The following is a 23,671-nucleotide window of genomic DNA, read 5'->3' as shown; positions in this document are numbered from 1 at the left end:
ATCGCGTCATGATCGGCGCAGAGTTGCTGTCACCGCAAAGCCTTGCGGTCGGCTGGCTGATTTACGTACCCGTGGTGATCTGGGCGATCTGCCGTGCGCCGTGGGTCGAGTTGTTCACCGACAGTCGCCGTCAACATTTGCTGTTCGGCACGGTGTTCGCGCTGTTTATGTTGTGGCTGGTGCGACGAGATTTCGATACGGGCGTGTCGTATCACTTTATCGGCATGACTGCGGTGACGTTGCTGCTGGACTGGCCGCTGGCGATTCTCGGTGGGTTGATCGCGCAACTGGGTTTGGTGGCGCTCGGGCGCCAGGACCTGGCCGCCGCCGGGGTGAATGGCGCGTTGATTATTCTGCTGCCGGTGCTGGTCACCGAATGCTGCGCGATTCTGGTCGAGCGTGCGCAGCCGCGTAATCCGTTTGTGTATATCTTCGTTTCCGGTTTCTTTGCAGCAGCGCTGTCGGCCTTGCTGTGCCTGCTGCTGGCGTTGACATGGCTGTGGTTCGACGAACGTTTCGCAATGCCGTACTGGCTGGAAGATTTTGTCGGCTATCTGTGGCTGCTGATTTTTCCCGAAGCGTTTATCAACGGCATGATCATCAGCGCGCTGGTGGTGTTCAGTCCCGAGTGGCTGGAGACCTTCAACCGCACTCGTTACCTTTCGGCGCCGTGGAAGGACGACGATCCCAAGTCTTGATCCACATCAAACCGGTTTGACGCTCGCCAACTCATGCTCGGCAAAACCTTCAGGAGCATCGATATGAGCGTCTACGAATGGGCAAGGCAGGAGTTGCGTCACAGTCTGGATGCGGCGCAAGAAGTGGGGTTTGATCCGGGGTTGAGCCTGCGCGCCTTGCTCAGTGCGGTGGTACAGCAGAGCAAGGCCGTGCGCAGTGTCGAGGATCTGGCGGATGAGTTGCAGTTTCTCGCCGAGAACCTCGATGACGGTCAGGATTACGGTTTTATGCGGCCCTGATGCCTGTGGATAAAGACGGAAGTCAGTGACGCGGTTCGAAGTCTTCGCTGAACAGGTCGTCTTCGGCATCCGGGCTCACCGGGATTTTGTGTTCTTCCGACGCCCAGGCACCCAGGTCGATCAGTTTGCAACGGTCCGAACAGAAAGGCCGGTAGGTATTGGTGGCGCTCCATTCGACAGGGGCGCCACAGGTTGGGCAATTGACGGTTGGGGTCTGGCTCATGACTGGCCTCCACGCAAAGTTAAATAAAAGTGATGCAGGCGCTCGACCTCGCTGTGCAGCCAGGCGAGGTCGCGGTCGTTGACCACCACATCGTCGGCATGGCTCACGCGGTCCTGGCGGCTGGACTGGGCCTTGAGGATCGCCTGGACCTGTTGCTCGCTGATCTGGTCGCGCTGCAGGGTGCGTTCGATCTGCAGTTGTTCCGGGACGTCGATCACCAGCACCCGTTGGGTCATGGCGTATTGGCCGGACTCGATCAACAGCGGCGACACCAGAATCGCATACGGCGATTTTGCCTTGGCCAGATGCTCGACGATTTCCTCGGCGATCAGCGGATGAAGCAACGCTTCGAGCCAGCGGCGTTCTTCCGGGACTTCGAAGATCAGCTTGCGCAACGCCGCACGATCCAGTTGCCCATCGGCTTGCAGCACGCCAGGGCCGAAGTGCCCGGCAATTTTCGCAAGCGCCGGGCGACCCGGTTCCACCACCCAGCGCGCCGCGTGATCGGCATCGACCACGTGCACACCGAGGTCGATGAAGTGCTGGGCCGCCGCGCTTTTGCCGCTGCCGATGCCGCCGGTCAGGCCGAGAATCCAGGGTTTTTCCACAGGGGTATTCATTTCAAACCGACAAACTGCCAATAGAAGTCGGTTATTTGACCACCCCAGAGCAACGCAATCCAGCCGGCAATTGCCAGATAGGGGCCGAAGGGGATCGGCGTCGAGGTTTTCGCGTCACGCAAGCGCAGCAAAATCACCCCGAGAATGGCTCCCACCAGCGATGACAACAGGATGGTCAGCGGCAGCACCTGCCAACCGCCCCACGCCCCGAGCATTGCCAGCAGCTTGAAGTCGCCATGGCCGATGCCGTCCTTGCCGGTGATCAGCTTGAACAGCCAGAACACCGACCACAGCGCCAGGTAACCGGCCACCGCCCCCCACAACGCATCGTGCAACGGTACGAACAGCTCGAAGCTGTTGACGATCAGCCCCAGCCACAACAACGGCAGCACCAGGACATCGGGCAACAGTTGATGCTCGGCATCAATCAGGCTCATCGCCAACAGGCCCCACGTCAGCACCAACAAAAAGCCTGCAGGCCAACCGAAACCGAAATGCCAGGCAATGAATGCCGAAAGCAGACCGCAGGCCAGTTCGGTCAGCGGGTAGCGCTTGCTGATCGGTGCCGCGCAGTTCGAGCAGCGACCGCGCAGCAACACGTAACTGAGTACCGGGATGTTTTCCCAGGCGCGGATCTTCTGGGCGCAATGCGGGCATTGGGAATGGGGCAGCATCAGGTTGTAGGTCGGCGGAGGCGTTTCGATGGGCAGGCCGAGGACGTCGTGAGCCTGCGTTCGCCATTCCCGTTCGAGCATTTTCGGCAGGCGCCAGATCACTACGTTGAGGAAGCTGCCGACCAGCAGGCCGAGCACCAGCGCGGTGATCACGAAAGCCAGCGGATAGAGGGTCAGGTAGTCGGTCAAGGGCATGTCAGATCGCTGAGCCGAGTTGGAAGATAGGCAGGTACATCGCAACCACCAGCCCGCCGACGACAACCCCCAACACCACCATGATGAACGGCTCCATCAGGCTGGTGAGGTTGTCGACCATATTGTCCACTTCGTCCTCGTAGAAACTCGCGACTTTGTCGAGCATGTCGTCGAGTGCGCCGGACTCTTCACCGATGGCAGCCATCTGGATCGCCATGTTCGGGAACACACCGGAGGTGCGCATGGCGAAATTCAACTGCATGCCGGTCGAGACGTCCTGCTTGATGCGCAGTACCGCGCGTTTGAACACGATGTTGCCAGTGGCGCCGGCCACCGATTCGAGTGCGTCCACCAACGGCACCCCGGCGGCGAACGTGGTAGACAGCGTACGTGCGTAACGCGCCACGGCAGACTTGTACATCAGCGCGCCCACCAGCGGCAGTTTCAACAGCCAGGTGTCCATTCGGTCGCGAAAGGGTTGCGACTTTTTCATTGCACGGCGAAAACCGAAGATCGCGGCGACCAGCGCGCCGAGCATCACCCACCACCACTCCTGCATGAACTCCGACAAGCCGATCACCATCAAGGTAAAGGACGGCAACTCGGCGCCAAAACCGGAGAACACAGTCTTGAATTGCGGCACCACTTTGACCAGCAGAATCCCGGTGACGATGATCGCAACGAACACCACGGCCAGCGGATAGGTCATGGCCTTCTTGATCTTGGCCTTGAGCTGTTCGCTCTTTTCCTTATAGGTGGCCACCCGATCCAGCAGAGTATCGAGTGCGCCGGCCTGTTCACCGGCGTCCACCAGGTTGCAGTACAACTCGTCGAAATACTGCGGCTTCTTGCGCAAGGATGCGGCGAAGCTGTTGCCCGCGGCGACTTCCTGTTTCACCTCGTCCACCAGTTTGCGCATGGCCGGGTTGTCGAAGCCCTCGCCGATGATGTCGAACGACTGCAACAGCGGCACACCGGCCTTCATCATGGTCGCCATCTGCCGGGTGAACAGAGAGATGTCCTGGGCCTTGATGCGTTTGCCGAAGCTGAAAATCGACGCGGATTTCTTGCGCACCTTGCCCGGATTGATCCCTTGCTTGCGCAATTGGGCCTTGATCAGCGCCGGGTTCTGACCGCTCAACTCGCCGGTCATCTTCGTGCCTTTCTTATCCGTGCCTTCCCAAGCGTAGACGCTGATTTTTGCTGCCTTGACCGCCATGTTCAGTCCTTGGTGACCCGGTTGATTTCTTCAAGGCTGGTGATGCCTTGCATGGCCTTGATCAGCCCCGAAGTGCGCAGGTCGTTGAAGCCGTCCTTGCGCATCTGGATCTCGATTTCCAGGGAGTTGCCTTCGGCCATGATCAGCCGTTGCAGGTCTGGCGTGTTCTTCACCACTTCATAAATCCCGATTCGCCCTTTGTAACCGTGGTTGCAGTGATCGCAACCGACGGGCTCATAGATCGTGAAAGAGCCGATGCGTTCCTCGGGGAAGCCTTCCTTGATCAGCGCTTCACGGGGGATCTCGATCGGCGTCTTGCAGTGGCTGCACAGTTTGCGCGCCAGGCGCTGGGCGATGATCAGGGTGATCGAGGTGGCGATGTTGAACCCCGGGATGCCCATGTTATGCAGGCGGGTCAGGGTTTCCGCGGCGCTGTTGGTGTGCAGGGTCGACAGCACCAGGTGCCCGGTCTGGGCGGCCTTGATCGCGATTTCCGCGGTTTCAAGGTCGCGGATCTCGCCGACCATGATCACGTCCGGGTCCTGGCGCAGGAACGAGCGCAGGGCCTGGGAAAAATCCAGCCCTTGCTTGGGATTGACGTTGACCTGGTTGATGCCTTCCATGTTGATCTCCACCGGGTCTTCGGCGGTGGAAATGTTGATGTCCACGGTATTGAGAATATTCAACCCGGTGTAGAGCGACACGGTTTTGCCCGAGCCGGTGGGGCCGGTGACCAGGATCATGCCTTGTGGCTGCTTGAGGGCGGCCATGAACAAGGCTTTCTGGTCGGGCTCGTAACCGAGGGCGTCGATGCCCATCTGGGCGCTGGACGGGTCGAGGATCCGGATCACCACTTTCTCGCCCCACAGCGTCGGCAAGGTGTTGACCCGAAAGTCGATGGACTTGCTCTTGGACAGGCGCATCTTGATCCGCCCGTCCTGAGGTTTGCGTCTTTCGGAAATGTCGAGGCTGGCCATCACCTTGAGCCGGGCGGCAATCCGCCCGGCCAGTTGAATCGGCGGCTTGGCGACTTCGCGCAGGATGCCGTCGGTGCGCATCCGTACCCGGTAGGTTTTTTCGTAGGGCTCGAAGTGCAAGTCGGATGAGCCGCTCTTGATCGCATCGAGCAGCATCTTGTGGACGAAGCGCACCACGGGCGCGTCATCGGCGTCTTGCCCGGCGATGGAGTCGTGGTTTTTATCGTCGACCGTTTCGATGTCCAGGCCATCGAGGTCCACATCGGCCATCTCGTCCAGGCCGGTGGCGTGGCTGTCGAAGAACTTTTCGATGGCGTCGCTGAGCTTGTCGTCCTCTACCAGAATCGCTTCGGTGCTCAGGCCGGTGCTGAACTGGATGTCGTTGATCGCCTGGTGGTTGGTCGGATCGGAAATCCCCACGAACAGTTTATTGCCACGTCGCCAGAGGGGCAGGGCGTGGTGCTGGCGGACCAGCTTCTCGCTGACCAGACCCTTGGGTTGGGTCTCCTTGTCCAGACAGTGGAGGTCCAGCAGGGCCATGCCGAAATGTTCCGAGGCAATCTCCGCCACTTGCCGGCTCTTTACCAGTTTGTTCTGCACCAGGTAGCTGACCAGGGAGATGCGATTGCGTTGGGCCTGCTGATACGCCTGTTGCGCGCTTTTGTCAGTGAGCAGTTCGGCCAGGACCAATTGCTTGGCCAGGCCACTAAGGGCGATGTCGTTCATGGGGATACCGGACGCAGACAGTTCATGACTTATAGCCTAGTCAAGGCGAGGAACCAAACCAGTGGGGGTGAGGTGACAAAAAGTGTCAGATAGTGCGGTTACAGGGGGTAGGAAAGGGCGCTTTCGACCCTTCGCGCCCCACAGGCAGGGCAGCGAAGGCCTGGCACGGAGTATGCTGAGGCTTAATCAGATCATGAGATTTCGACTCATGCATGGAGCTTGTCTATGAATACTCAGAAAGGTTTTACGCTGATCGAGCTGTTGATCGTGGTGGCGATCATCGGGATTCTGGCGACGTTTGCGTTGCCGGCTTATAGCAAATACCAGGCGAGGGCTAAGGTTACCGCCGGGATCGCGGAAGCTTCGGCGCTCAAAGTGGCTTACGAAGACGTTATGAATACAGGTACGGCGGACCCGACAACGGCCCTCGTCGCGCCAGGGGGAACTACAACTCCTAACTGCACACTGGCAGTAACGGGGACTACTGCCAGCGGCGCAGGGACCATTACCTGCACCCTGCTTAATGCCCCTTCGCTTGTACAGGGCAAAATCATTACGCTGACTCGCGTTCAAGCTGGCACTTGGGCTTGTACAACCAACGCTTTGAAAGAGTTCTCGGGTACTGGCTGCCCTGGCGTTTGATTGATTGCTTTTCAATGAAGACCCGCCCGAGAGGGCGGGTATTTTTTTGCCTGTTATCGATGTGACGCTGAACGGCGAAACTCCCGACAATACATGGCCTTAGGTCTGCGTCAAAACCCGCAACTTGCATGTACATAACTCAACGGTCATGCATTTTGCATGAATCCGGAAAATAGATAAATTCATAACATGTTGTTTTATAACGATTTATTTTGATTCTCAAAGTTGGCACAGCGTTCGCAATATACCCAGTAACCCTGCTGAGAAGACACGCAGCAGACTTTATAGAAAAACAGGAGTTACTCGTATGAAGAAGTTCGCTATCGCTACTGCTGCCGCGCTGACCCTGACCATGGCCGGTGCTGCATTCGCACAGACCACCACCACCCAAGCCCCGATGACTCTGGCGGCTGGTGAAGTGACCAAGGCTAAAGAAGCCACTTCCGATACCTGGATCACTACCAAAGTGAAAAGCGATCTGGTTACCGAGAAAGGCATCCCAGGCACTGACATCAAAGTAGAAACCAACAAAGGTGTTGTATCGCTGTCGTCCACTGTTGCAGTGACCGACGCTCAGAAAGCCACCGCTGTTGCGATCACCAAGAAAATCAAAGGCGTTAAAGCAGTTTCTGCTGACGGCCTGAAAGCCGAGTAAGGCAAGACTTCTCCGCTTGAACCGGGAGAAGGCGTGGCAGACGGGCTGAGCAATACGTCTGCCGCCTCTGGAGAGTTCATGCGAAGGCCACAAGGATGTGGCCATTACAGGCCTCCGACATTCGTGTCGGGGGCCTGTTCTATTGTGGGCGGCGTAAAAGTGTGGGCACTGCAAAAACATTGTGGGAGCGAGCTTGCTCGCGATGGGGTCATAACATTCAACATCATTGTTGACTGTCAGGCCGCTATCGCGAGCAAGCTCGCTCCCACAGGGGGCGGTGCTCATAGAACAAATTGTGGTGAGTCAGTTACCGCGCTTGCTGGTGATTTCCTTCAGCCGATTACCTTCAAATCGCAGGTACTGATACATCCCGCTATTAGGACCGTAGGTCCATTCCTCGACCGGGAACTCTTCCCGCCGATTGGCACTGCGTTTATAGCCCAGCGCATCCCGGGCCACGGGTTGTCCGCATTTCTGCAGCACTTCGCTGGACCGGTCGCCCACGCTGATCAACTGACTACCGCAGCGCAGGGTATCGGCTGCGCTGGCCTGACTGGCGGCCATCGCCAGGGTCAGGCCGATCAGCAATTGTCTGATCATCACTCGGCGTCCAGGTGCAGTGGCGTAATCACTCGACCATCACTTTGCGCTTCGCCCAGGCTGGCGTCGACAAAGTACACGCGGTCATCGGCCATCTGCGTCTTGTCCACAAGGAAGTCCTTGATGCTGCTGGCCCGTTCCTGGCCCAATTGCCGCAACAGCGTGTCGCTGGAACTCCAGAACTTGATCACGTCCGCGCGCATTTTGGCGGTGCGTTCTTCCTTGCCCAGGTCCTTCCATTCGGCGGGTGGCTGAGTCTTGAGACGGGTGCGGTAAATGCCTTCCAGCAGCGGGCCTTTCTCGCCCTCCGGCACTTGCAGCAGGGATGCCTGAGCCGGAACTTTGTCGCCACGGCGCTGGAGCATTTTGTAGTAGTTGTACTGGTATTCACGCTCCAGACGTTGCTCGGCAATCAATGGCCCGTCGCTGTTTTGCGCGGCGGTGCCTTCGATTTCCAGGCGCAGGGCCGGACGTTCTTTGAGAGCCCCAGAGAGTTTGACCAGCGACGCCTCGGCTTCTTTGCTCAGGTCACTCGAACCCGGTGCAAACGACACGGTGCCCAGGTCTTCCGAACCACCGCCGCTGATCAACCCGCCGATCATTTTGAACGGTGCGGCCGCCGCTTTAACGATCAGGTTGCGCAGGGTCTGCCAGACAATCGGCATGATGCTGAACTGCGGGTTGTTCAGGTCGCCGGTCACAGGCAACTCGATGGAAATCTTGCCATCGACGTCCTTGAGTAACGCGATTGCCAATTTCAGCGGCAGGCTCGTGGCGTCCGGGCTGTCGACTTTCTCGCCCAGTTGCAGTTGCTCGACCACAACCTTGTTTTCAGCCTTGAGCTGGCCTTTGGTAATCAGGTAATGCAGGTCAAGATTGAGCCGGCCCTTGCGGATACGGTAGCCGGCGAACTTGCCGGAGTACGGCGTCAGGGTGGTCAGTTCGACCCGTTTGAAACTGGTGGCGATGTCGAGGCTGGCCATCGGGTCGAACGGGTTGACCGCGCCCTTGATGGTGACCGGCGCATAGCGGTCTACCTTGCCCTTGATGTCGACCGTCGCGGGTTTCGCCTGGCGGCTGTCGATGGTACCGATCGCACCGTTGAGCTGTTGCACTGCCGTCGCGAAGTTCGGCGTGAGGCTGAAGTCGGCGAAGTTCGCCGAACCGTCATTGATCGCAACGCCGCCGACATGGATGGCCAGTGGTTTGTCCTTGCTGGCCGCCGGTTTCGCTGCAGCAGTCTTGGCGCCCGAATCGGGTGGTTGCGGCACCAGCAAGTCATCGACGTTGGTGGTGCGGTCATCGTTGATCATGAAGCGCACGTAGGGCTGGAACAGGTTGACCTTGTCGATCGACAGGCTGTCGCCGTGCTGATAGTTCAGGCCTTCGAGCGTCAGTTGCTGCCACTTGAGGAAGTCGCGGGTTTTCAGGGTGTCGAGGGTGTGCAACTGATCGACCTGGGCGCGGCCAGTTACGCTGAAGGCCAGCGGGTCGGTGCTTTTCAGGTCAACCGCCAGGTCACTGCCGAGCATGCCGCTGCGCAGTTCCAAGCGAATGAACGGGGTGATGTAGGACTGGGCGACTCGAAGGTCGATGTCCTTGGTCTGCACTTTCAGCTTGGCACTGACTGGCGCCAGATTGACCTCGCCGTCCGCAGTGATTTTGCCTTGCTTGCCGATACCCGTGTCGAGCTTGAGGGCGAAAGGCGAGCCATTGAGGCTGTCGAAATTCTGCAGGTCCACATTCAGCGGGCCCACTTCCAGCGCCACGGCCGGTTGCGCCTTGCGGTCGGCCAGGTGCACCTGGTAATTGCGCAGTTGCACGTCTTTGAGCAGCACCTGCCAGGGTTTGCTTGGCGGAGTAGGTTCAGGTTTTGGTGAGTCGGCTGCTGCCGGAGTCGTCGCCGGTTCGGCTTTGGCCTTGACGGCTGCTTTGGACGGTTGGCTGGCGAAGAGTTTCTGCCAATCGAGTTGCCCGTCTGCTTCGAGGGCGGCCCAGGTTTCGAGTTTGTTGCTGCGGATCTTGCCGACGACGACTTGCTGCTTGGCCAGGTCGATCGTGGTATCGCTGACGTCCAGGCGTTCGAGTTTCACCAGCGGACGGCCGTCCGGTGCATTGATGGCGAACGGCGCGACGCTGACCGCGACGTTGCTCAGCAGCAGTTCGGTTTCCTTGGCCAGGTTGAGCTTGTAGTCGGTGCTCAGGTTCAGCACGCCGTTTTCCAGGGCCAGCGGCAACGCATCACGTACGTATGGCCACCAGACTTTCATCTGGCCGTCGGTGACTTTCAACTTACCTTCGGAGGCAATCGGCACCAGGCTGAAATTGCCGGTCCAGTCGATCTGCCCGCCTGCGGGGCCGGCTGCGACCAGGGTCATGTCGGCGTTGTCATCGGGCAGGGTGCTGAGGTTCTTCAGCTCGAAATCGAGTTTGTCGTAGAGGAATTCGATCGGCTCGCTGGGGCGCGAGTCCTGGAAGTGCACATAACCGCCGGCCAGTTTGATTCGCTCCACGCGCAGCGGGAACGGCTTGGCATTCGGGTCGGCCGGGGTCGGTTCGCTGGCGGGGATTTTGAACAGGCCGAGCAGGTTGAGTTTGCCGTCCTTGCCGAAAAGGATTTCAGTCTTGGGCTTGTCCAGTTCGATATCGGACAGGTGCAGCGCCTTGGTCCAGAGACTGTCGATCTGCAGGTTGGCGTAAAGCCGTTCGAAGCCGACCTGCTCCTTGCCCGGCTCACCGATGATCAGGCCCCACAGGGTGACTTCAAGGCTGAAGGGGTTGAGTTCGATGCGCTGGATGTGCGCGGGCGTCGTGGCGTAATTGGCCAACTGCTGGTTGGCGATCCGCAAGGCGATGCCCGGCAAAATCAGAAACCCCAGCAGGCTGTAGAGAGCCAGAGCAGTCAGCAAGGCGCCGATAGCGCGAATCAATCCTTTGGGCATGTGCGGCTTCATTTGTCTGATCGGAGTGCCTTGGAGTATGGCACGCGTTTTCGGTTCCGAAGTACTCGCCCTGTTCAGGTTTGTTCAGAAAAAAGTGGAAGAAACGTCCTCGCGACTCAAAGCTGCAGGATCAGGGTTTTCAACGGTGGCTGCTGATCCATCGACGGGAAATCCGCGCCCGGGGTCATCACCGACCAATCGCGCACCGGCCGTCCGGCCTTCTCCGCACAGCGCAATACTTGCTCGCGCCAGTCGTCCATGCTGACTTTCGCCAGATTGTTGCAGCAGATCAGCACGCCATTCTCGGCGGTGGTCAGCAATGCGGGCTTGAGCAGGCTTTGATAGTCGCGCAGCAGGTCGACGGTGCCGAATGCGCTCTTGGCCCAGGCCGGCGGATCGAGCAGCACCAGATCGTACTGACGCTGTTCCAGGCGTTGGTAGCTCGGCAGTTTTTGTCCACGACGCTGACTGATCGGCAGACCGGCGAGTTGGCGGATCGCCGGGAAGTAATCGGACTGAATGAATTGCATGGCCGGCAACTGCGGGTTGAGCAGGCCGTTTTCGCGGCCCACGGCCAGGTTGCCTTCGGCGAAGTCGAGGTTGCAGACCTCGCGCGCACCACCGGCTGCTGCGCTCAGGCCGACGCCGCAGGTGTAGGCGAACAGGTTCAACACACTTTTGCCGTTGCTGTGATCCTTGACCCAGCCACGGGTGTTGCGCAGGTCGAGGAACAGCAACGGGTCTTGCCCGGCGTGACGGCCGCGAACCCGGTAATTGAGGCCCCATTCGTGGCCGATCAGGTCTTGCAGTGCGGCTTCGTCGGCTTGGTAGACGGTGTCTTCGCGGTCAATGCGTGAATTGCCCCGGGAGCGGTCGTTGTAGACCAGCAGGGTGTCGAGGCCAAGGTGTTGATTGATGCTGTCGTGCAGTTGCAGCAGCGCGTCGCGCTCCAGCGATTGGTGAAAGCTTTGCACCAGCAGTTGCGGGCCGTAACGGTCGATGGTCAGGCCGCCGGCGCCTTCCTGGCTGCCATGGAACAGGCGATAGCAATCGGTGCCCTGCTGATGCAGTTCGGCAAGCAGGTCCTGGCGATGATCGAGGGCGGCGCGCAGCGCCTGATTCAAGGAAGACATGCTGGGCGCCTTGCAGGAGGAGGGAATTTGGCGCGGGAGTTTAACAGTTCGCAGCAATAAGAACCTGTAGGAGCGAGGCTTGCCCGCGAAGAACGATAACGCGGTATATCAGCCAGACCGTGTGGCCCTCTTCGCGGGCAAGCCTCGCTCCTACGACAGCAACCCCATCCGCCGCTTGGCCCGCTGCACCGAGCCATTCCTCATCGCCCAGCGCAGCATCGGCGCACTGCGCTTGACGCTGGCGCGGATCAACTGGCGTTGCAGCGGGTTCTGATTGACCCCGAGCATGTCACTCGCCCAGTCCGGCAGCAGGTCGATCCCGGCCTGCATCATCAAGCCTCCAAACGGTTTGGCCATGCGGCTGGGGGAGGGCGCGTTCAGCAGCAGGCGCAACACCTCGCGACTGCGGTCGTCGCACAGCAGTTGCGGGCGGATTCGCTCCAGATACTCGGCCATTTCCTTGTGGCTATGCGGCACATCGCGGGCGCCCAGGCGCTCGGCGATCACCGCGATTTCGGCGTAGTAGCGGTCTTGATCAGCCAATGACAAATGCGCATTGCGATAACGCAGGTGCGCCGCGAGGAAGTTGCTGACCTCGGCCACATGCACCCAGGTCAGCAAGTCAGGATCGCTGGCGGCATACGGCCGGCCATCCGGCGCGGTGCCGACCACTTGCAGGTGAATGGTGCGCACTTTTTCGATCAGCCAGTCGGCGTCCTTGCGCGAACCGAACGTCGTCCCGGAGATGAACTGACTGGTACGGCGCAAACGGCCGAGCATGTCTTCGCGAAAATTCGAATGATCCCAGACCCCGGCCAACGCCAGTGGATGCAAGGCTTGCAGCATCAATGCACTGATGCCACCGATCAGCATGCTGCTGAAATCACCATGCACTTGCCAGCTCACCGACTCGGGCCCGAACAGGCCGGGATCGCCCTTGGGGTTCTCCAGGTCGAGGTTGCCCAGGGACAGACCGGTCAGGCTCATGAGCTGGGTTTCGATGCGGGTGCGGATGAATTCCATGGCGGCTCAGTGGCGGAAAAAAGACTGACCTGGAATGCCTTCTACAGGGCATTCCAGGTCCGAGTGTTATTGATTCAGGCGTTTATCGACCAACTCCTGCACCACGCTCGGATCGGCCAGGGTCGACGTGTCGCCCAGGCTATCCAGTTCGTTGCAGGCAATCTTGCGCAGAATCCGCCGCATGATCTTGCCCGAACGGGTTTTCGGCAAGGCCGGCGCCCATTGAATCAGGTCTGGCTTGGCGAAGCTGCCGATTTCTTTGCTGACGTGCGCCAGCAGTTCTTTCTTCAGTTCATCGTTGGGTTCGGAGCCATTCATGGGCGTGACGAAGGCGTAGATGCCCTGGCCCTTGACGTCGTGGGGGTAACCGACCACCGCGGCCTCGGCGATGCTGTCGTGCAGCACCAGGGCGCTTTCCACTTCGGCGGTACCGATGCGGTGCCCGGAGACGTTGATCACATCGTCGATACGCCCGGTGATCCAGTAGTCGCCGTCCTCGTCGCGCCGGGCGCCGTCGCCGGTGAAGTAGTAGCCGGGGTAGGGTTTGAAGTAGGTTTCGACCATGCGTTGCGGGTCGCCGTAGACGCTGCGAATCTGCGCCGGCCAACTGGATTTGATCGCCAATACGCCGCTGCCGGCGCCTTTGATTTCCTTGCCCACTTCATCGAGCAACACCGGTTGCACGCCGAACATCGGTTGCGTGGCGCAGCCCGGTTTGATCCGTTGCGCGCTGACCAGCGGGCTGAGCATGATGCCGCCGGTTTCGGTCTGCCACCAGGTATCGACAATCGGGCAACGCTGTTCGCCTACGACGTTGAAGTACCAATCCCACGCTTCCGGGTTGATCGGCTCACCGACACTGCCGAGTAATCTGAGGCTCTCGCGGGAGGTTTCCTTCAGAGGCTCGGGGCCTTCACGCATCAGCGAGCGCAGGGCGGTCGGTGCGGTGTAGAAGATGTTGACGTGGTGTTTGTCGATGACTTGCCAGAAGCGTGAGCTGGTGGGGTAGCTCGGTACGCCTTCGAAGATCAGCGTGGTCGCGCCATTGGCCAGCGGGCCGTAGACGATGTAGCTGTGGCCGGTGACCCAGCCGACGTCTGCAGTGCACCAGAACACTTCTTCGTCGCGGTAGTCGAGCACGTACTTGAAGGTCATTGCCGCTTGCAGCAGATAGCCGCCGGTGGTGTGCAGCACGCCTTTGGGTTTGCCGGTGCTGCCGGAGGTGTAGAGGATGAACAGCGGGTCTTCGGCGTCCATCGGTTCCGGCGGGCAATCGTCGCTGACATCGCGCAGGGCCTGGTGATACCAGATGTCCCGACCTTCGACCCAATTCACTTCGCCCTGGGTGCGCTCGACCACGATCACCGTGCTGACGTTCGGGCAACTCTCGAGTGCCTTGTCGACCTTCTCCTTGAGCGGCACGAATTTACCGCCGCGCACGCCTTCATCGGCGGTGATCACGGTGTGGCAGTCAGCGTCGAGAATCCGGTCGCGCACCGAGTCCGGGGAAAAACCGCCGAACACCACCGAATGCACCGCACCAATCCGCGTGCAGGCGAGCATCGCGTAGGCGGCTTCGGGGATCATCGGCATGTAGATGCACACGCGATCACCTTTTTTCACGCCACGACTTTTCAGCACGTTGGCCAGGCGACAGACGTTGTGATGGAGTTTTTTGTAGGTGATCTGGGCGGATTCGGCGGGGTCGTCGCCTTCCCAGATGATTGCGATCTGATCGCCACGTTTTTCCAGGTGACGGTCGATGCAGTTGTAACTGACGTTCAGCTTGCCCCCGGCAAACCAGGCGGCTTCGCCGGTTTTCAGGTTATAGCGCTGGACGGTTTGCCACGGTGTGCTCCAGTCAAGGAAGCGCGTGGCCTGTTCGGCCCAGAAGGTGCTGGGGTGTTCGATGGATTGTCGGTAGAGACGCTGGTAGTCGTCCTGACTCAGGTTGGCTGCCCGGCGTACGGCATCGGCTTTGGGGAACGTGCTGATATCGAACATGACGGTTCCTTATTCTTGTTTTGGTAAACAAGTCATAAAGATGCGCCGAGTGGAAGGCGGGTTCAAGACCCGAAAAAAAACACCCCCCTGTAGGAGCGAAGCTTGCTCGCGAAGCAGGCGACTCGGTGTATCAAGTACACCGAGTCATCGTTCTTCGCGAGCAAGCTTCGCTCCTACAGGGGGGAGCGTCAGATCAACCGCGGTGACGGCCTCTGTAGGAGCAAAGCTTGCTCGCGAAGCAGGCGACTCGGTGTATCAAGTACATCGAGTCATCGTTCTTCGCGGGCAAGCCTTGCTCCTACAGGATTTGGGGCGTTAGCCGCGGTGACGACCGCGGAAGTAGTTGATCAGGCCTTGGGTCGAAGCATCGTCAGCCGGGGTTTCTTCGCTGCCGACCAGGCGGTTGTAGACGCCTTTGCCCAGTTCTTTACCCAGCTCCACGCCCCACTGGTCGAAGGCGTTGATGCCCCAGACCACGCTTTGCACGAAGACTTTGTGTTCGTACAAGGCCACCAGTGCGCCGAGGCGGCGCGGGCTGATGCGCTCGACCACGATGGTGTTGCTCGGACGGTTGCCCGGGATCACCTTGTGCGGCGCGAGTTTGTGTACTTCTTCTTCGCTCAGGCCTTTGTCGCGAAGCTCGGTTTCAGCTTCGGGAAGGGTCTTGCCGAGCATCAATGCCTGGCTTTGCGACAAGCAGTTGGCGTACAGCCACTGGTGGTGGTCGGACACCGGGTTGAAGCTGACGATCGGCACGATGAAGTCGGCCGGGATCAGTTGGGTGCCTTGGTGCAGCAACTGGTGGTAAGCGTGCTGACCGTTGCAGCCAACGCCACCCCAGATAACCGGGCCGGTATCGGTGGACACAGGCGTGCCATCCTGACGCACGCTCTTGCCGTTGGATTCCATGTCCAGCTGTTGCAAGTGCTTGGTGATGTTACGCAGGTAGTGGTCGTACGGCAGGATCGCGTGGCTTTGCGCGCCCCAGAAGTTGCCGTACCAGACGCCAAGCAATGCCAGCAGCACCGGCATGTTCTGTTCGAACGGTGCGCTCTGGAAATGCTGGTCCATGGTGTAGGCACCGGACAGCAGTTCCTTGAAGTTCGACATGCCGATGGCCAGCGCAATCGGCAGACCGATGGCCGACCACAGCGAGTAACGCCCGCCGACCCAGTCCCACATCGGGAAGATGTTTTCTTCGCGGATACCGAAGGCCACGGCGGCGGCGTTGTTGCTCGAGACCGCGATGAAGTGACGATACAGCTCGGCTTCCGAACCGCCCTGGGCGAGGTACCAGGCGCGTGCGGCCTGAGCGTTCTTCAGGGTTTCGAGGGTGTTGAAGGATTTCGACGAGACGATGAACAGCGTGGTCTCGGCGCGCAGCTTCATGGTCAGTTCGTGGAACTCACTGCCATCGATGTTCGCCAGGTAATGGCAGCGCACGCCTTTATGGGCGTAGGACAACAGCGCTTCGGACACCAACTCGGGGCCGAGGAACGAGCCACCGATGCCGATGTTCACCACGTCGGTGATCGGCTTCTCGGTGTAACCGCGCCACAGACCATCGTGGATACGGCCCACGAGGTCGGTGATCTGGTTCAGCACTTTGTGCACTTCGGGCATCACGTTGACGCCGTTGACCGACAGCTTGTCGCCCACGGGGCGGCGCAATGCGGTGTGCAGCGCTGGACGGCCTTCGGAAGAGTTGACGATTTCGCCTTCGAACAACGACTTGATCGCGCCCTTGAGGTCGACTTCGTTGGCCAGGCCCACCAGCAGATTGCGGGTCTCGGCGTTGATCAGGTTTTTCGAGTAATCGAGAAACAGACCGCAGCTGCTGAGGGTGAATTGAGTAAAGCGCTGCGGGTCGGCATTGAACGCTTCGCGCATGCTGAAATCCTGCATGGCTTGGCGGTGGTCTTTCAACGCTTGCCAGGCGGGCAGAGCGGTAACGTCATGAGGAGTGCGGTAGTACGCCATCGCTGCGATTTTCCTTTTTACTTGAACTGCCTTTAAGACACTGAAGATCCCGGAACGTCCCGACCGCTGGGTGGGTCATTGCGGGCAATCTGCTTGGAGACGATTAAATAGCGCAGGGCGGTAACAGTAAACCTCGCGTGCGGATCTGTCTTCGCTTTGTATGACTCGTTTTCTGTACTTTTTTAACATTAAAACCAGAAATGCCCCGACAAACGGGCGTTTGCCGGGGCAGGGTGCGATCAGGCCACCTGGACCGGAATGGCATTGCTGGTGTGGCTCAGCTCATTGCCCGGCGCCATGTAGAGCATGCGCGGCTTGAAGTTCACCAACTCGGCTTCGCTGTAATGAGCGTAGGCGCAGATGATCACCCGATCACCGACCTTGGCCTTGTGCGCCGCAGCGCCGTTGACGGAAATCATGCGCGACCCTTCTTCGCCACGAATCGCGTAAGTGGTGAAACGCTCGCCGTTGTCGACGTTGTAGATCTGGATCTGTTCGTATTCACGGATGCCGGACAAGTCCAGCCACTCACCGTCGATGGCGCAAGAACCTTCGTAATCGAGTACTGCGTGGGTGACTTCGGCGCGGTGCAGCTTGGCCTTGAGCATGATGGCGTGCATGAGTGTTTCCCCAGGTCGGAATCGAACGGCGGGCATATTGCACGAAGGCTTTAAGGGCGGCAATACGCTCTGGAAGTCACCACAAAACCCACTGTGGGAGCGAGCCTGCTCGCGAATGGGACATTCAACATCAATGCTGAATGTCCCATTCGCGAGCAGGCTCGCTCCCACAGGGATTGCGGTGTTTAGGCGGAAGCGTCGAGGTTCAGGTGCAGGTTGTCGATCAACCGCGTCGTCCCGAGGAACGCCGCCACCAGAATCACCAGGTCCCGATCTTGCGCAGTGGCCGGCCGCAAGGTCACGGCATGGCGGATTTCCAGGTAATCAGTGCGCAATCCAGCCGCTTCTAGCTGTTTGATCTGTGCCTCGATCAGCGCCGGATAGTCGCGATCACCCTGTTTGATCGCATCGGCAATCGACGACAGCGTGCGATACACCACGGGCGCAGTCGCTCGTTGTTCTTCGCTGAGGAAACCGTTGCGCGACGACAACGCCAGGCCATCGGCGGCGCGGACGGTCGGTTCGCCGATGATCTGGATCGGCATGTTCAGGTCATGCACCAGGGCGCGAATCACCGCCAGTTGCTGGAAGTCTTTCTGGCCGAAGATCGCCAGGTCCGGCTGGACCATGTTGAACAGCTTGCTGACCACCGTTGCCACACCTTCGAAATGCCCTGGACGGCTGGCACCGCACAGGCCTTCGGACAGTTGCGGAACGCTGACGCGGGTCTGGCCGGCCATGCCGTCGGGGTACATTTCTTCGACGGTCGGGGCGAACAGCAGATGGCAGCCGCCCTGAAGCAGTTTTTCCTGATCCGCCGCCAACGTGCGCGGGTACTTGTCGAGGTCTTCGCCAGCGCCGAATTGCAGCGGGTTGACGAAAATACTCGCGACCACGAAATCCGCCCGTTGGGAGGCTTTGGCAATCAGCGCGATATGACCGCTGTGCAGGTTGCCCATGGTCGGGACGAAAGCAATGCGCTTGCCTTCACCGCGGGCACGGGCGATGGCAGCCCGCAGTTCGCGGACGGTTTTGACGGTGTTCATGCAGAGAATCCGTGTTCGATACCTGGGAAAGTCGCTGCTTTGACTTCAGAGACGTAAGCGCCGAGTGCTGCCTGGATGCTGACTTGTCCGGCCATGAAGTTCTTCACGAACTTCGGCACGCGACCCGTGATCGACAGGCCGAGCATGTCGTGCAGCACCAATACCTGGCCGTCGGTGCCGCTGCCGGCGCCGATGCCGATCACCGGAATACCCACGGCTTGGGTGATTTCTTCAGCCAATTCGCTCGGTACGCATTCGAGCAGCAACATCGACGCACCGGCCTGTTCCAGGGCGATGGCGTCGGCACGCATCTGCCGCGCCTGGTTTTCGCTGCGGCCCTGGACTTTGTAGCCGCCCAGAATGTTGACCGATTGCGGGGTCAGGCCCATGTGCGCGCACACCGGCACACCGCGTTCGGCCAGCAGGCGGATCGAGTCCGCCAGCCACAAGGCGCCTTCGACCTTGACCATGTGCGCACCGGCCTGCATCAGCAGGGCACTGTTGGTCATGGCTTGTTCGGTGGTGGCGTAGGCCATGAACGGCAGGTCGGCGAGGATCAAGGCGTCGGCATTGCCGCGTTTGACGGCGGCCACGTGGTAGGCCATCTCAGCGGTGGTAACGGGCAGGGTGCTGTCGTGACCTTGCAAAACCATGCCGAGGGAGTCGCCCACCAGCAGCACTTCGACACCGGCCTCATTGCAGGCGTGGGCGAAGGTCGCGTCATAGCAGGTCAGCATGGTGATTTTTTCACCTTTCTGCTTGAGGCTCTGGAGCGTGGTCAGGGTGATGGCTGGCATGTAAAAAATCCTCGTTCAGGCGCTATGGAAACTACTGCGAGTAACGCGCGTGATTCTTCATTTACTCAGGCGCACGGTCTTTTGTCGTGCTTATAAGGCCTGGATTGCGCCCTTTAGCGCCGCGTTGGCGGCAGCGGGACGCCTATAGTCGTGAGGAGGACTCGGGAAGTCAATTGTGTGTGTTACCGCATTGTTACGTGTGAGGTGTTACCGGGGTAACTGATGCGATTCAGCAGGCGTGGGCTCACGCAAATCTAATGTTTTACCCAAAACCAATGTGGGAGCGAGCTTGCTCGCGATAGCGGTCTGACATTCAACGATGATGGTGACTGTCAGATTGCTATCGCGAGCAAGCTCGCTCTCACAGGGGATTAGCGTGAAGCTTGGGGGAGGCGTTCGAGGCCGACGAACGGACATGCCGCAAGCAGTTCAGCGAGGGCTCGGCCATCCGCCAAACGCAGATCCGCCGGCGCCAGTTCGGCCAGTGGATACAGGACGAAGGCGCGTTCCTGCATATGGTAGTGCGGGACTTTGAGGCGGGGCTCGTCGATCAGGCGATCGCCGAAAAGCACAATGTCGAGATCCAGCGTGCGCGGCCCCCAACGTTCAAGGCGCTCGCGACCCTGGCCGTTTTCGATGGCTTGCAGCGCATTAAGCAGGTCCAGCGGCGCGAGGCGGCTGTCGAGTGCGGCAACCGCGTTGGTGTAGCGCGGTTGACCGGGCAGCAGCGAGTCGCTTTGATAAAACCCGGACACCCCGACCAATTCGGTTTGCGGCAACCGCGCCAGCGCCTCGACGGCGCTGCGCAACTGTTCGGCGGGGTCAGCCAGATTACTGCCCATGCCGATGTAGACGCGTTCCATGACTTACTCGCCCGTGGTGCTCGGTGCGCCGGCGGCGCGTTTGCGCTTGGCGCCACCGCTGCGACGACGTTTGCGCGGTGCGCCGGTGCCGTCATCCTTGCCGCTGAGGTCGCGGATCATGTCGCGACGTTCGCTGTCGTTCGCGTCCTGATAATCCGTCCACCATTCGCCCAGGCCATCGGTCTGCTCGCCGGCGCTTTCGCGCAACAGCAGGAAGTCGTAACCGGCACGGAACCGCGGGTTGTCCAGCAACAGGTCGGCGCGCTTGCCGCTACGGCGTGGCAGGCGTTCCTGCATGTCCCAGATCTCGCGGATCGGCATGGTGAAGCGTTTCGGAATCGCAATGCGCTGGCACTGCTCGGCAATCAGTTCGTGCGCCGCTTCCTGCATCGCCGGAATCGGTGGCATGCCGCGTTCTTGCAGGCGCAACACGCGGGCTGGGAGGGCCGGCCACAACAGTGCGGCAAACAGGAACGCCGGGGTCACCGGTTTGTTCTGCTTGATCCGCAGGTCGGTGTTGATCAGCGCTTCACTGATTAGCGTGTGGGTGTACGTCGGGTTGTATTCCAGCGCCTCGGCACTGGCCGGGAACAGTGGATCAAACAACTGCAGGTCGACCAGCATCTCGAAGGTGTCCGCGGCGTGGCCGGAGAGGAACAACTTGAGTACTTCTTCGAACAGGCGTGCCGACGGAATTTCGCGCAGCATCGGCGCCAGGTCGCGGATCGGCGCGGCGCTGTGTTTTTCGATACCGAAATTCAGCTTGGCGGCGAAACGCACGGCCCGCAGCATCCGTACCGGGTCTTCCTGGTAGCGTTGCTTCGGGTCGCCGATCAGGCGGATCAGGTGATTGCGGATGTCGTGTACGCCGTTGGCGTAATCGAGGATGCGCTCGCTGACCGGATCGTAATACAAGGCGTTGATGGTGAAGTCGCGGCGTTGCGCGTCTTCCTCCAGGGTGCCATAGACGTTATCGCGCAGGATGCGCCCGCTCTCGTTGCGGGAGGACTGGTTGCTGTCTTCCTCTTCATCGTTTTGCGGGTGGTTGGCGCGGAAGGTCGCGACTTCAATGATTTCGCGACCAAAGTGGATGTGCACCAGTTTGAAACGACGGCCGATGATCCGCGCATTGCGAAATTCTGCCCGTACTTGTTCGGGGGTGGCGCTGGTGGCGACGTCGAAATCTTTCGGCGTGATGCCGAGCATCATGTCGCGCACACAACCGCCGACCAGGTAAGCCTGGTAACCGGCGTTCTGCAGGCGTTCGACGATATTCACCGCGTAGCGGCTGAATTGCCCCTTTTGCAGCGAATGTTGGCCGCTGTTGAGCACTTCAGGCGTGCTGCGGATGTGTTGCGTATGACGCTTGGGAGAACGGAATGACTGGAACAACTTCTTCAGCATGGGATGCACTGTTTGAAGGAATGTTCGGCCATAACGAAGAATGACCGCATGATGGGCCGGGATTCTAGCATTTAGTCGGGGGATGGTGTAGGAAGCTGCGAAACCGCGTGAAGGGCATATCTGGAAAGCCCTGTAGCAGCGGACGAGCAGCGCGAGGCAGCGTCCGGCGGCGAAGCCGTCGTAAAAACATAGATTGCGGTGGGTCAGGGGGACTGCGGTTGCTTATCTTGCGACGGCTTCGCCGCCGGACGCAGCCTCGCGGTGCTCGACAGCTGCTACGTGCGAACGAGAAGCGGTCGATACGCGGGCTCAAACGCCAGAAACTACAAGGGGAGCCGAAGCTCCCCAAGAAGTAGTTGCATGCTCTATTTTTATTATTGGTTTCGGGCTTTTTGTTTTTGTTAAGTGCCCTCGCCATGAAGTTTTTCCTTCATGACCCTCCCAATCGGGAGCCAAGAGCAAACGGATTGCTTTGGTCGCTGTGTTGCAGTGATCTTTCGATCCAACCAGTTCAGGCTCTGTCTTAGGACAGTTTTTGTTGTTCTCGGCCTGGTCGTGGGGCAAGCCCCAAATACAACGCCTCTCCAAAAGAATCAGTTAGCTGCGCCTCTCGCCGTCTTGTTTTTATTGTGCGTGAGTCGATTCGTCTTATTTTTATTGTCTTGTGCATTGCTTGTTATTGTTCTTGTACTGAACATATAGCAGGGTGCGTGCCAACTTTTGCGAGGCCCAGCAAAACAAGGGCTTAGGCGGTCTGGTGAGGTTTTTCGAGGCCCAAAAAAACCGGGGCTTCGTTACCGTAAGCCCCGGCTTCTGTTACGTGAAAAGACTGGGGTAACAGTTTTTTCACAGAGTCAGGTGTTACCTGCACACCTTACAGGTGACGTTCAGCTTTCGCTGGCCACCCCGGTCTTGCGCCGTGGAATGCCCAGGCGTTGGCGACGTTCCCACAGGCACTTGCGGCTGACCCCGAGTTTACGGGCCAGCTCGGTTTCGGTCATGTGGTCCTGATGCTCGAGGACGAAGTGCTGGAAATAGTCTTCCAGTGACAGGTCTTCGGTCGGCTCATGGCTATTGTTACCGGCGGCGTTGCCCTGTTGCGGTGGCAGGCCGATGAAGTCGTCATCGTCCAGATCGCTCAGTTCGATGTCGATGCCCAGCAGCTCGGCGGAAATTTCCGGACTCTCGCACAGGATCACCGCGCGTTCGACCGCATTTTCCAGTTCACGAACGTTGCCCGGCCAGGTGTAGTGACGAATTGCCTGTTCGGCATCCGGGGCAAACTTCAGGTCGGTGCGGTTGACCCGCGCGCTCTGGCGCACCAGGAACGCATTGGCGATTTCGTTGACGTCGGCACCGCGCTCGCGCAGGGCCGGCAGTTTCAAGGCGATTACGTGCAGGCGGTAATAAAGGTCTTCACGGAACTGGCCGATCTTCGCCAGGCTCTTGAGGTCCCGGTGAGTCGCGGCGATCAGGCGTACATCGACTTTCTGCGATTGCACCGAACCGACCCGGCGAATTTCGCCTTCCTGCAACACGCGCAGCAAGCGAGCCTGAGCTTCGAGTGGCAGCTCGCCGATCTCATCGAGGAACAAGGTGCCGCCGTCCGCCGCTTCCACCAGCCCGGCACGCCCGGCGCTGGCACCGGTGAATGCGCCTTTCTCGTGGCCGAACAATTCGGACTCGATCAGGCTTTCCGGAATGGCCGCACAGTTCACCGAAATCATCGGTGCCTTGGCACGTTTGGAGAGGTTGTGCAGGGCGCGGGCCACCAGTTCTTTACCGGTGCCGGACTCGCCCTGGATCAGGACGTTGGAATCGGTGGGCGCGACTTTGCGGATTTTGCTGTACAGGTCCTGCATCGGCGGACAGGAGCCGATGATGCCGATCTCGCCATTGCTGTTATCGACGCCCGGCTTCGCGGCGCCATTGGCGGCTTTGCCGACCACTGGCTCACCGGCGGCGGGTGCCGACTGGCGATCACGCAGGATCCGCGCGACGGCCTGGAGCATTTCGTCGTGATCGAAAGGCTTGGCGATGTAATCCACCGCACCCATCTTCATGGAATCGACGGCCGAACGCAGGCTGGCATAGCTGGTCATGATCAGCACCGGAGTGCCTTGGCCAAGCTTGATCAGTTCAGTGCCCGGTGCGCCAGGCAGGCGCAGGTCACTGACGATCAGGTCAAACGTGGGAATGCTGAAACGCTCTTGTGCTTCCTGCACGGATCCGGCTTCGCTGACCTGGTACTGATTACGTTCCAGCAGGCGGCGCAAGGCGGAGCGGATAATTGTTTCGTCTTCGACGATCAAAATGTGCGGCATTGATTCGATACTCTCGACGGGCTCTGT

Annotated in this window: 21 protein-coding genes; 4 read left to right on the top strand and 17 right to left on the bottom strand. The window is 59.6% G+C overall.

The genetic code is table 11. From position 1 onward, the window contains the following. The first annotated feature begins 8 nt into the window (after positions 1 to 8). Positions 9 to 698 (top strand): energy-coupling factor ABC transporter permease, encoded by a 690-nt coding sequence (locus tag ACIOYV_RS29700; RefSeq protein ID WP_401329570.1) that lies wholly within the window; start codon positions 9 to 11, stop codon positions 696 to 698. A 63-nt stretch (positions 699 to 761) separates the two neighbouring features. Continuing rightward, the gene (locus ACIOYV_RS29695; RefSeq protein ID WP_008033212.1) at positions 762 to 977 is read left to right on the top strand and encodes a hypothetical protein; all 216 of its coding nucleotides are present in this window, start codon (positions 762 to 764) and stop codon (positions 975 to 977) included. Positions 978 to 999: 22 nt separating this feature from the next. Here the strand turns inward: ACIOYV_RS29695 and yacG are convergent, their stop codons facing one another. Genes yacG through pilB form a run of 5 tightly spaced genes read right to left on the bottom strand, consistent with a single transcriptional unit; the run spans position 1,000 to position 5,611 of the window. Further along, a complete protein-coding gene (gene yacG / locus ACIOYV_RS29690; protein ID WP_054051315.1) occupies positions 1,000 to 1,200 on the bottom strand; it encodes a DNA gyrase inhibitor YacG in 201 nt (66 codons plus the stop codon). Further along, positions 1,197 to 1,820: a dephospho-CoA kinase gene (coaE, locus tag ACIOYV_RS29685; RefSeq protein WP_401329566.1), complete on the bottom strand. Its 624-nt coding sequence runs from the start codon at positions 1,818 to 1,820 to the stop codon at positions 1,197 to 1,199. The genes yacG and coaE overlap by 4 nt, the downstream gene beginning before the upstream one ends. Then, positions 1,817 to 2,689: a prepilin peptidase gene (locus ACIOYV_RS29680; protein WP_401329563.1), complete on the bottom strand. Its 873-nt coding sequence runs from the start codon at positions 2,687 to 2,689 to the stop codon at positions 1,817 to 1,819. The genes coaE and ACIOYV_RS29680 overlap by 4 nt, the downstream gene beginning before the upstream one ends. A gap of 1 nt (position 2,690) precedes the next feature. Further along, complete coding sequence (locus ACIOYV_RS29675) at positions 2,691 to 3,908, bottom strand: type II secretion system F family protein (RefSeq protein ID WP_401329560.1); 1,218 nt, start codon at positions 3,906 to 3,908, stop codon at positions 2,691 to 2,693. A 2-nt stretch (positions 3,909 to 3,910) separates the two neighbouring features. Continuing rightward, positions 3,911 to 5,611 (bottom strand): type IV-A pilus assembly ATPase PilB, encoded by a 1,701-nt coding sequence (pilB, locus tag ACIOYV_RS29670; RefSeq protein WP_401329557.1) that lies wholly within the window; start codon positions 5,609 to 5,611, stop codon positions 3,911 to 3,913. 225 nt (positions 5,612 to 5,836) lie between these two features. Between pilB and ACIOYV_RS29665 the strand changes: the two genes are divergently transcribed. Both ACIOYV_RS29665 and ACIOYV_RS29660 read left to right on the top strand, forming a co-directional pair. Beyond that, positions 5,837 to 6,253, top strand: coding sequence for a pilin (locus ACIOYV_RS29665; protein ID WP_401329554.1), 417 nt, complete (start codon positions 5,837 to 5,839; stop codon positions 6,251 to 6,253). 307 nt (positions 6,254 to 6,560) lie between these two features. After that, positions 6,561 to 6,908, top strand: a complete 348-nt coding sequence (locus ACIOYV_RS29660) for a BON domain-containing protein (protein WP_163911782.1) — start codon at positions 6,561 to 6,563, stop codon at positions 6,906 to 6,908. Positions 6,909 to 7,211: 303 nt separating this feature from the next. Here the strand turns inward: ACIOYV_RS29660 and ACIOYV_RS29655 are convergent, their stop codons facing one another. From ACIOYV_RS29655 to ACIOYV_RS29600, 12 genes are all read right to left on the bottom strand, one after another. After that, the gene (locus ACIOYV_RS29655; RefSeq protein ID WP_401329550.1) at positions 7,212 to 7,508 is read right to left on the bottom strand and encodes a DUF2845 domain-containing protein; all 297 of its coding nucleotides are present in this window, start codon (positions 7,506 to 7,508) and stop codon (positions 7,212 to 7,214) included. After that, a complete protein-coding gene (locus ACIOYV_RS29650) occupies positions 7,508 to 10,450 on the bottom strand; it encodes a DUF748 domain-containing protein (RefSeq protein WP_401329547.1) in 2,943 nt (980 codons plus the stop codon). Before ACIOYV_RS29650 ends, ACIOYV_RS29655 begins: the two co-directional genes overlap by 1 nt. Positions 10,451 to 10,566: 116 nt before the next feature. Further along, complete coding sequence (locus ACIOYV_RS29645) at positions 10,567 to 11,583, bottom strand: class I SAM-dependent rRNA methyltransferase (RefSeq protein WP_401329544.1); 1,017 nt, start codon at positions 11,581 to 11,583, stop codon at positions 10,567 to 10,569. A 150-nt stretch (positions 11,584 to 11,733) separates the two neighbouring features. Continuing rightward, a complete protein-coding gene (locus tag ACIOYV_RS29640) occupies positions 11,734 to 12,606 on the bottom strand; it encodes an oxygenase MpaB family protein (protein ID WP_401329541.1) in 873 nt (290 codons plus the stop codon). Positions 12,607 to 12,672: 66 nt separating this feature from the next. Continuing rightward, entirely contained in the window at positions 12,673 to 14,610 is a 1,938-nt protein-coding gene (gene acs / locus ACIOYV_RS29635) for an acetate--CoA ligase (protein WP_401329538.1), read from the bottom strand. A gap of 315 nt (positions 14,611 to 14,925) precedes the next feature. Further along, on the bottom strand, positions 14,926 to 16,590 hold the full coding sequence (gene pgi, locus ACIOYV_RS29630; protein WP_054051291.1) for a glucose-6-phosphate isomerase: 1,665 nt from the start codon (positions 16,588 to 16,590) through the stop codon (positions 14,926 to 14,928). A gap of 239 nt (positions 16,591 to 16,829) precedes the next feature. Beyond that, on the bottom strand, positions 16,830 to 17,210 hold the full coding sequence (gene panD / locus ACIOYV_RS29625; protein WP_007963888.1) for an aspartate 1-decarboxylase: 381 nt from the start codon (positions 17,208 to 17,210) through the stop codon (positions 16,830 to 16,832). Between the two features lie 185 nt (positions 17,211 to 17,395). Beyond that, positions 17,396 to 18,256 carry a pantoate--beta-alanine ligase gene (gene panC, locus ACIOYV_RS29620; RefSeq protein ID WP_265040938.1) on the bottom strand — a complete coding sequence of 287 codons (861 nt, stop codon included), beginning with the start codon at positions 18,254 to 18,256 and terminating at the stop codon, positions 17,396 to 17,398. Continuing rightward, positions 18,253 to 19,053: a 3-methyl-2-oxobutanoate hydroxymethyltransferase gene (panB, locus tag ACIOYV_RS29615; protein WP_054051288.1), complete on the bottom strand. Its 801-nt coding sequence runs from the start codon at positions 19,051 to 19,053 to the stop codon at positions 18,253 to 18,255. The genes panC and panB overlap by 4 nt, the downstream gene beginning before the upstream one ends. A 371-nt stretch (positions 19,054 to 19,424) precedes the next feature. Beyond that, on the bottom strand, positions 19,425 to 19,916 hold the full coding sequence (gene folK, locus ACIOYV_RS29610; RefSeq protein ID WP_401329532.1) for a 2-amino-4-hydroxy-6-hydroxymethyldihydropteridine diphosphokinase: 492 nt from the start codon (positions 19,914 to 19,916) through the stop codon (positions 19,425 to 19,427). Between the two features lie 3 nt (positions 19,917 to 19,919). Continuing rightward, a complete protein-coding gene (locus ACIOYV_RS29605; RefSeq protein WP_054616641.1) occupies positions 19,920 to 21,320 on the bottom strand; it encodes a polynucleotide adenylyltransferase PcnB in 1,401 nt (466 codons plus the stop codon). An 887-nt stretch (positions 21,321 to 22,207) separates the two neighbouring features. Then, positions 22,208 to 23,644, bottom strand: coding sequence for a sigma-54 dependent transcriptional regulator (locus ACIOYV_RS29600; RefSeq protein WP_054051281.1), 1,437 nt, complete (start codon positions 23,642 to 23,644; stop codon positions 22,208 to 22,210). Positions 23,645 to 23,671 lie beyond the last annotated feature (27 nt).

Source organism: Pseudomonas sp. NPDC087342 (assembly GCF_044744265.1).
GTDB classification, from domain to species: domain Bacteria; phylum Pseudomonadota; class Gammaproteobacteria; order Pseudomonadales; family Pseudomonadaceae; genus Aquipseudomonas; species Aquipseudomonas nunensis.
This window is presented reverse-complemented; position numbering and strand designations above follow the sequence as displayed.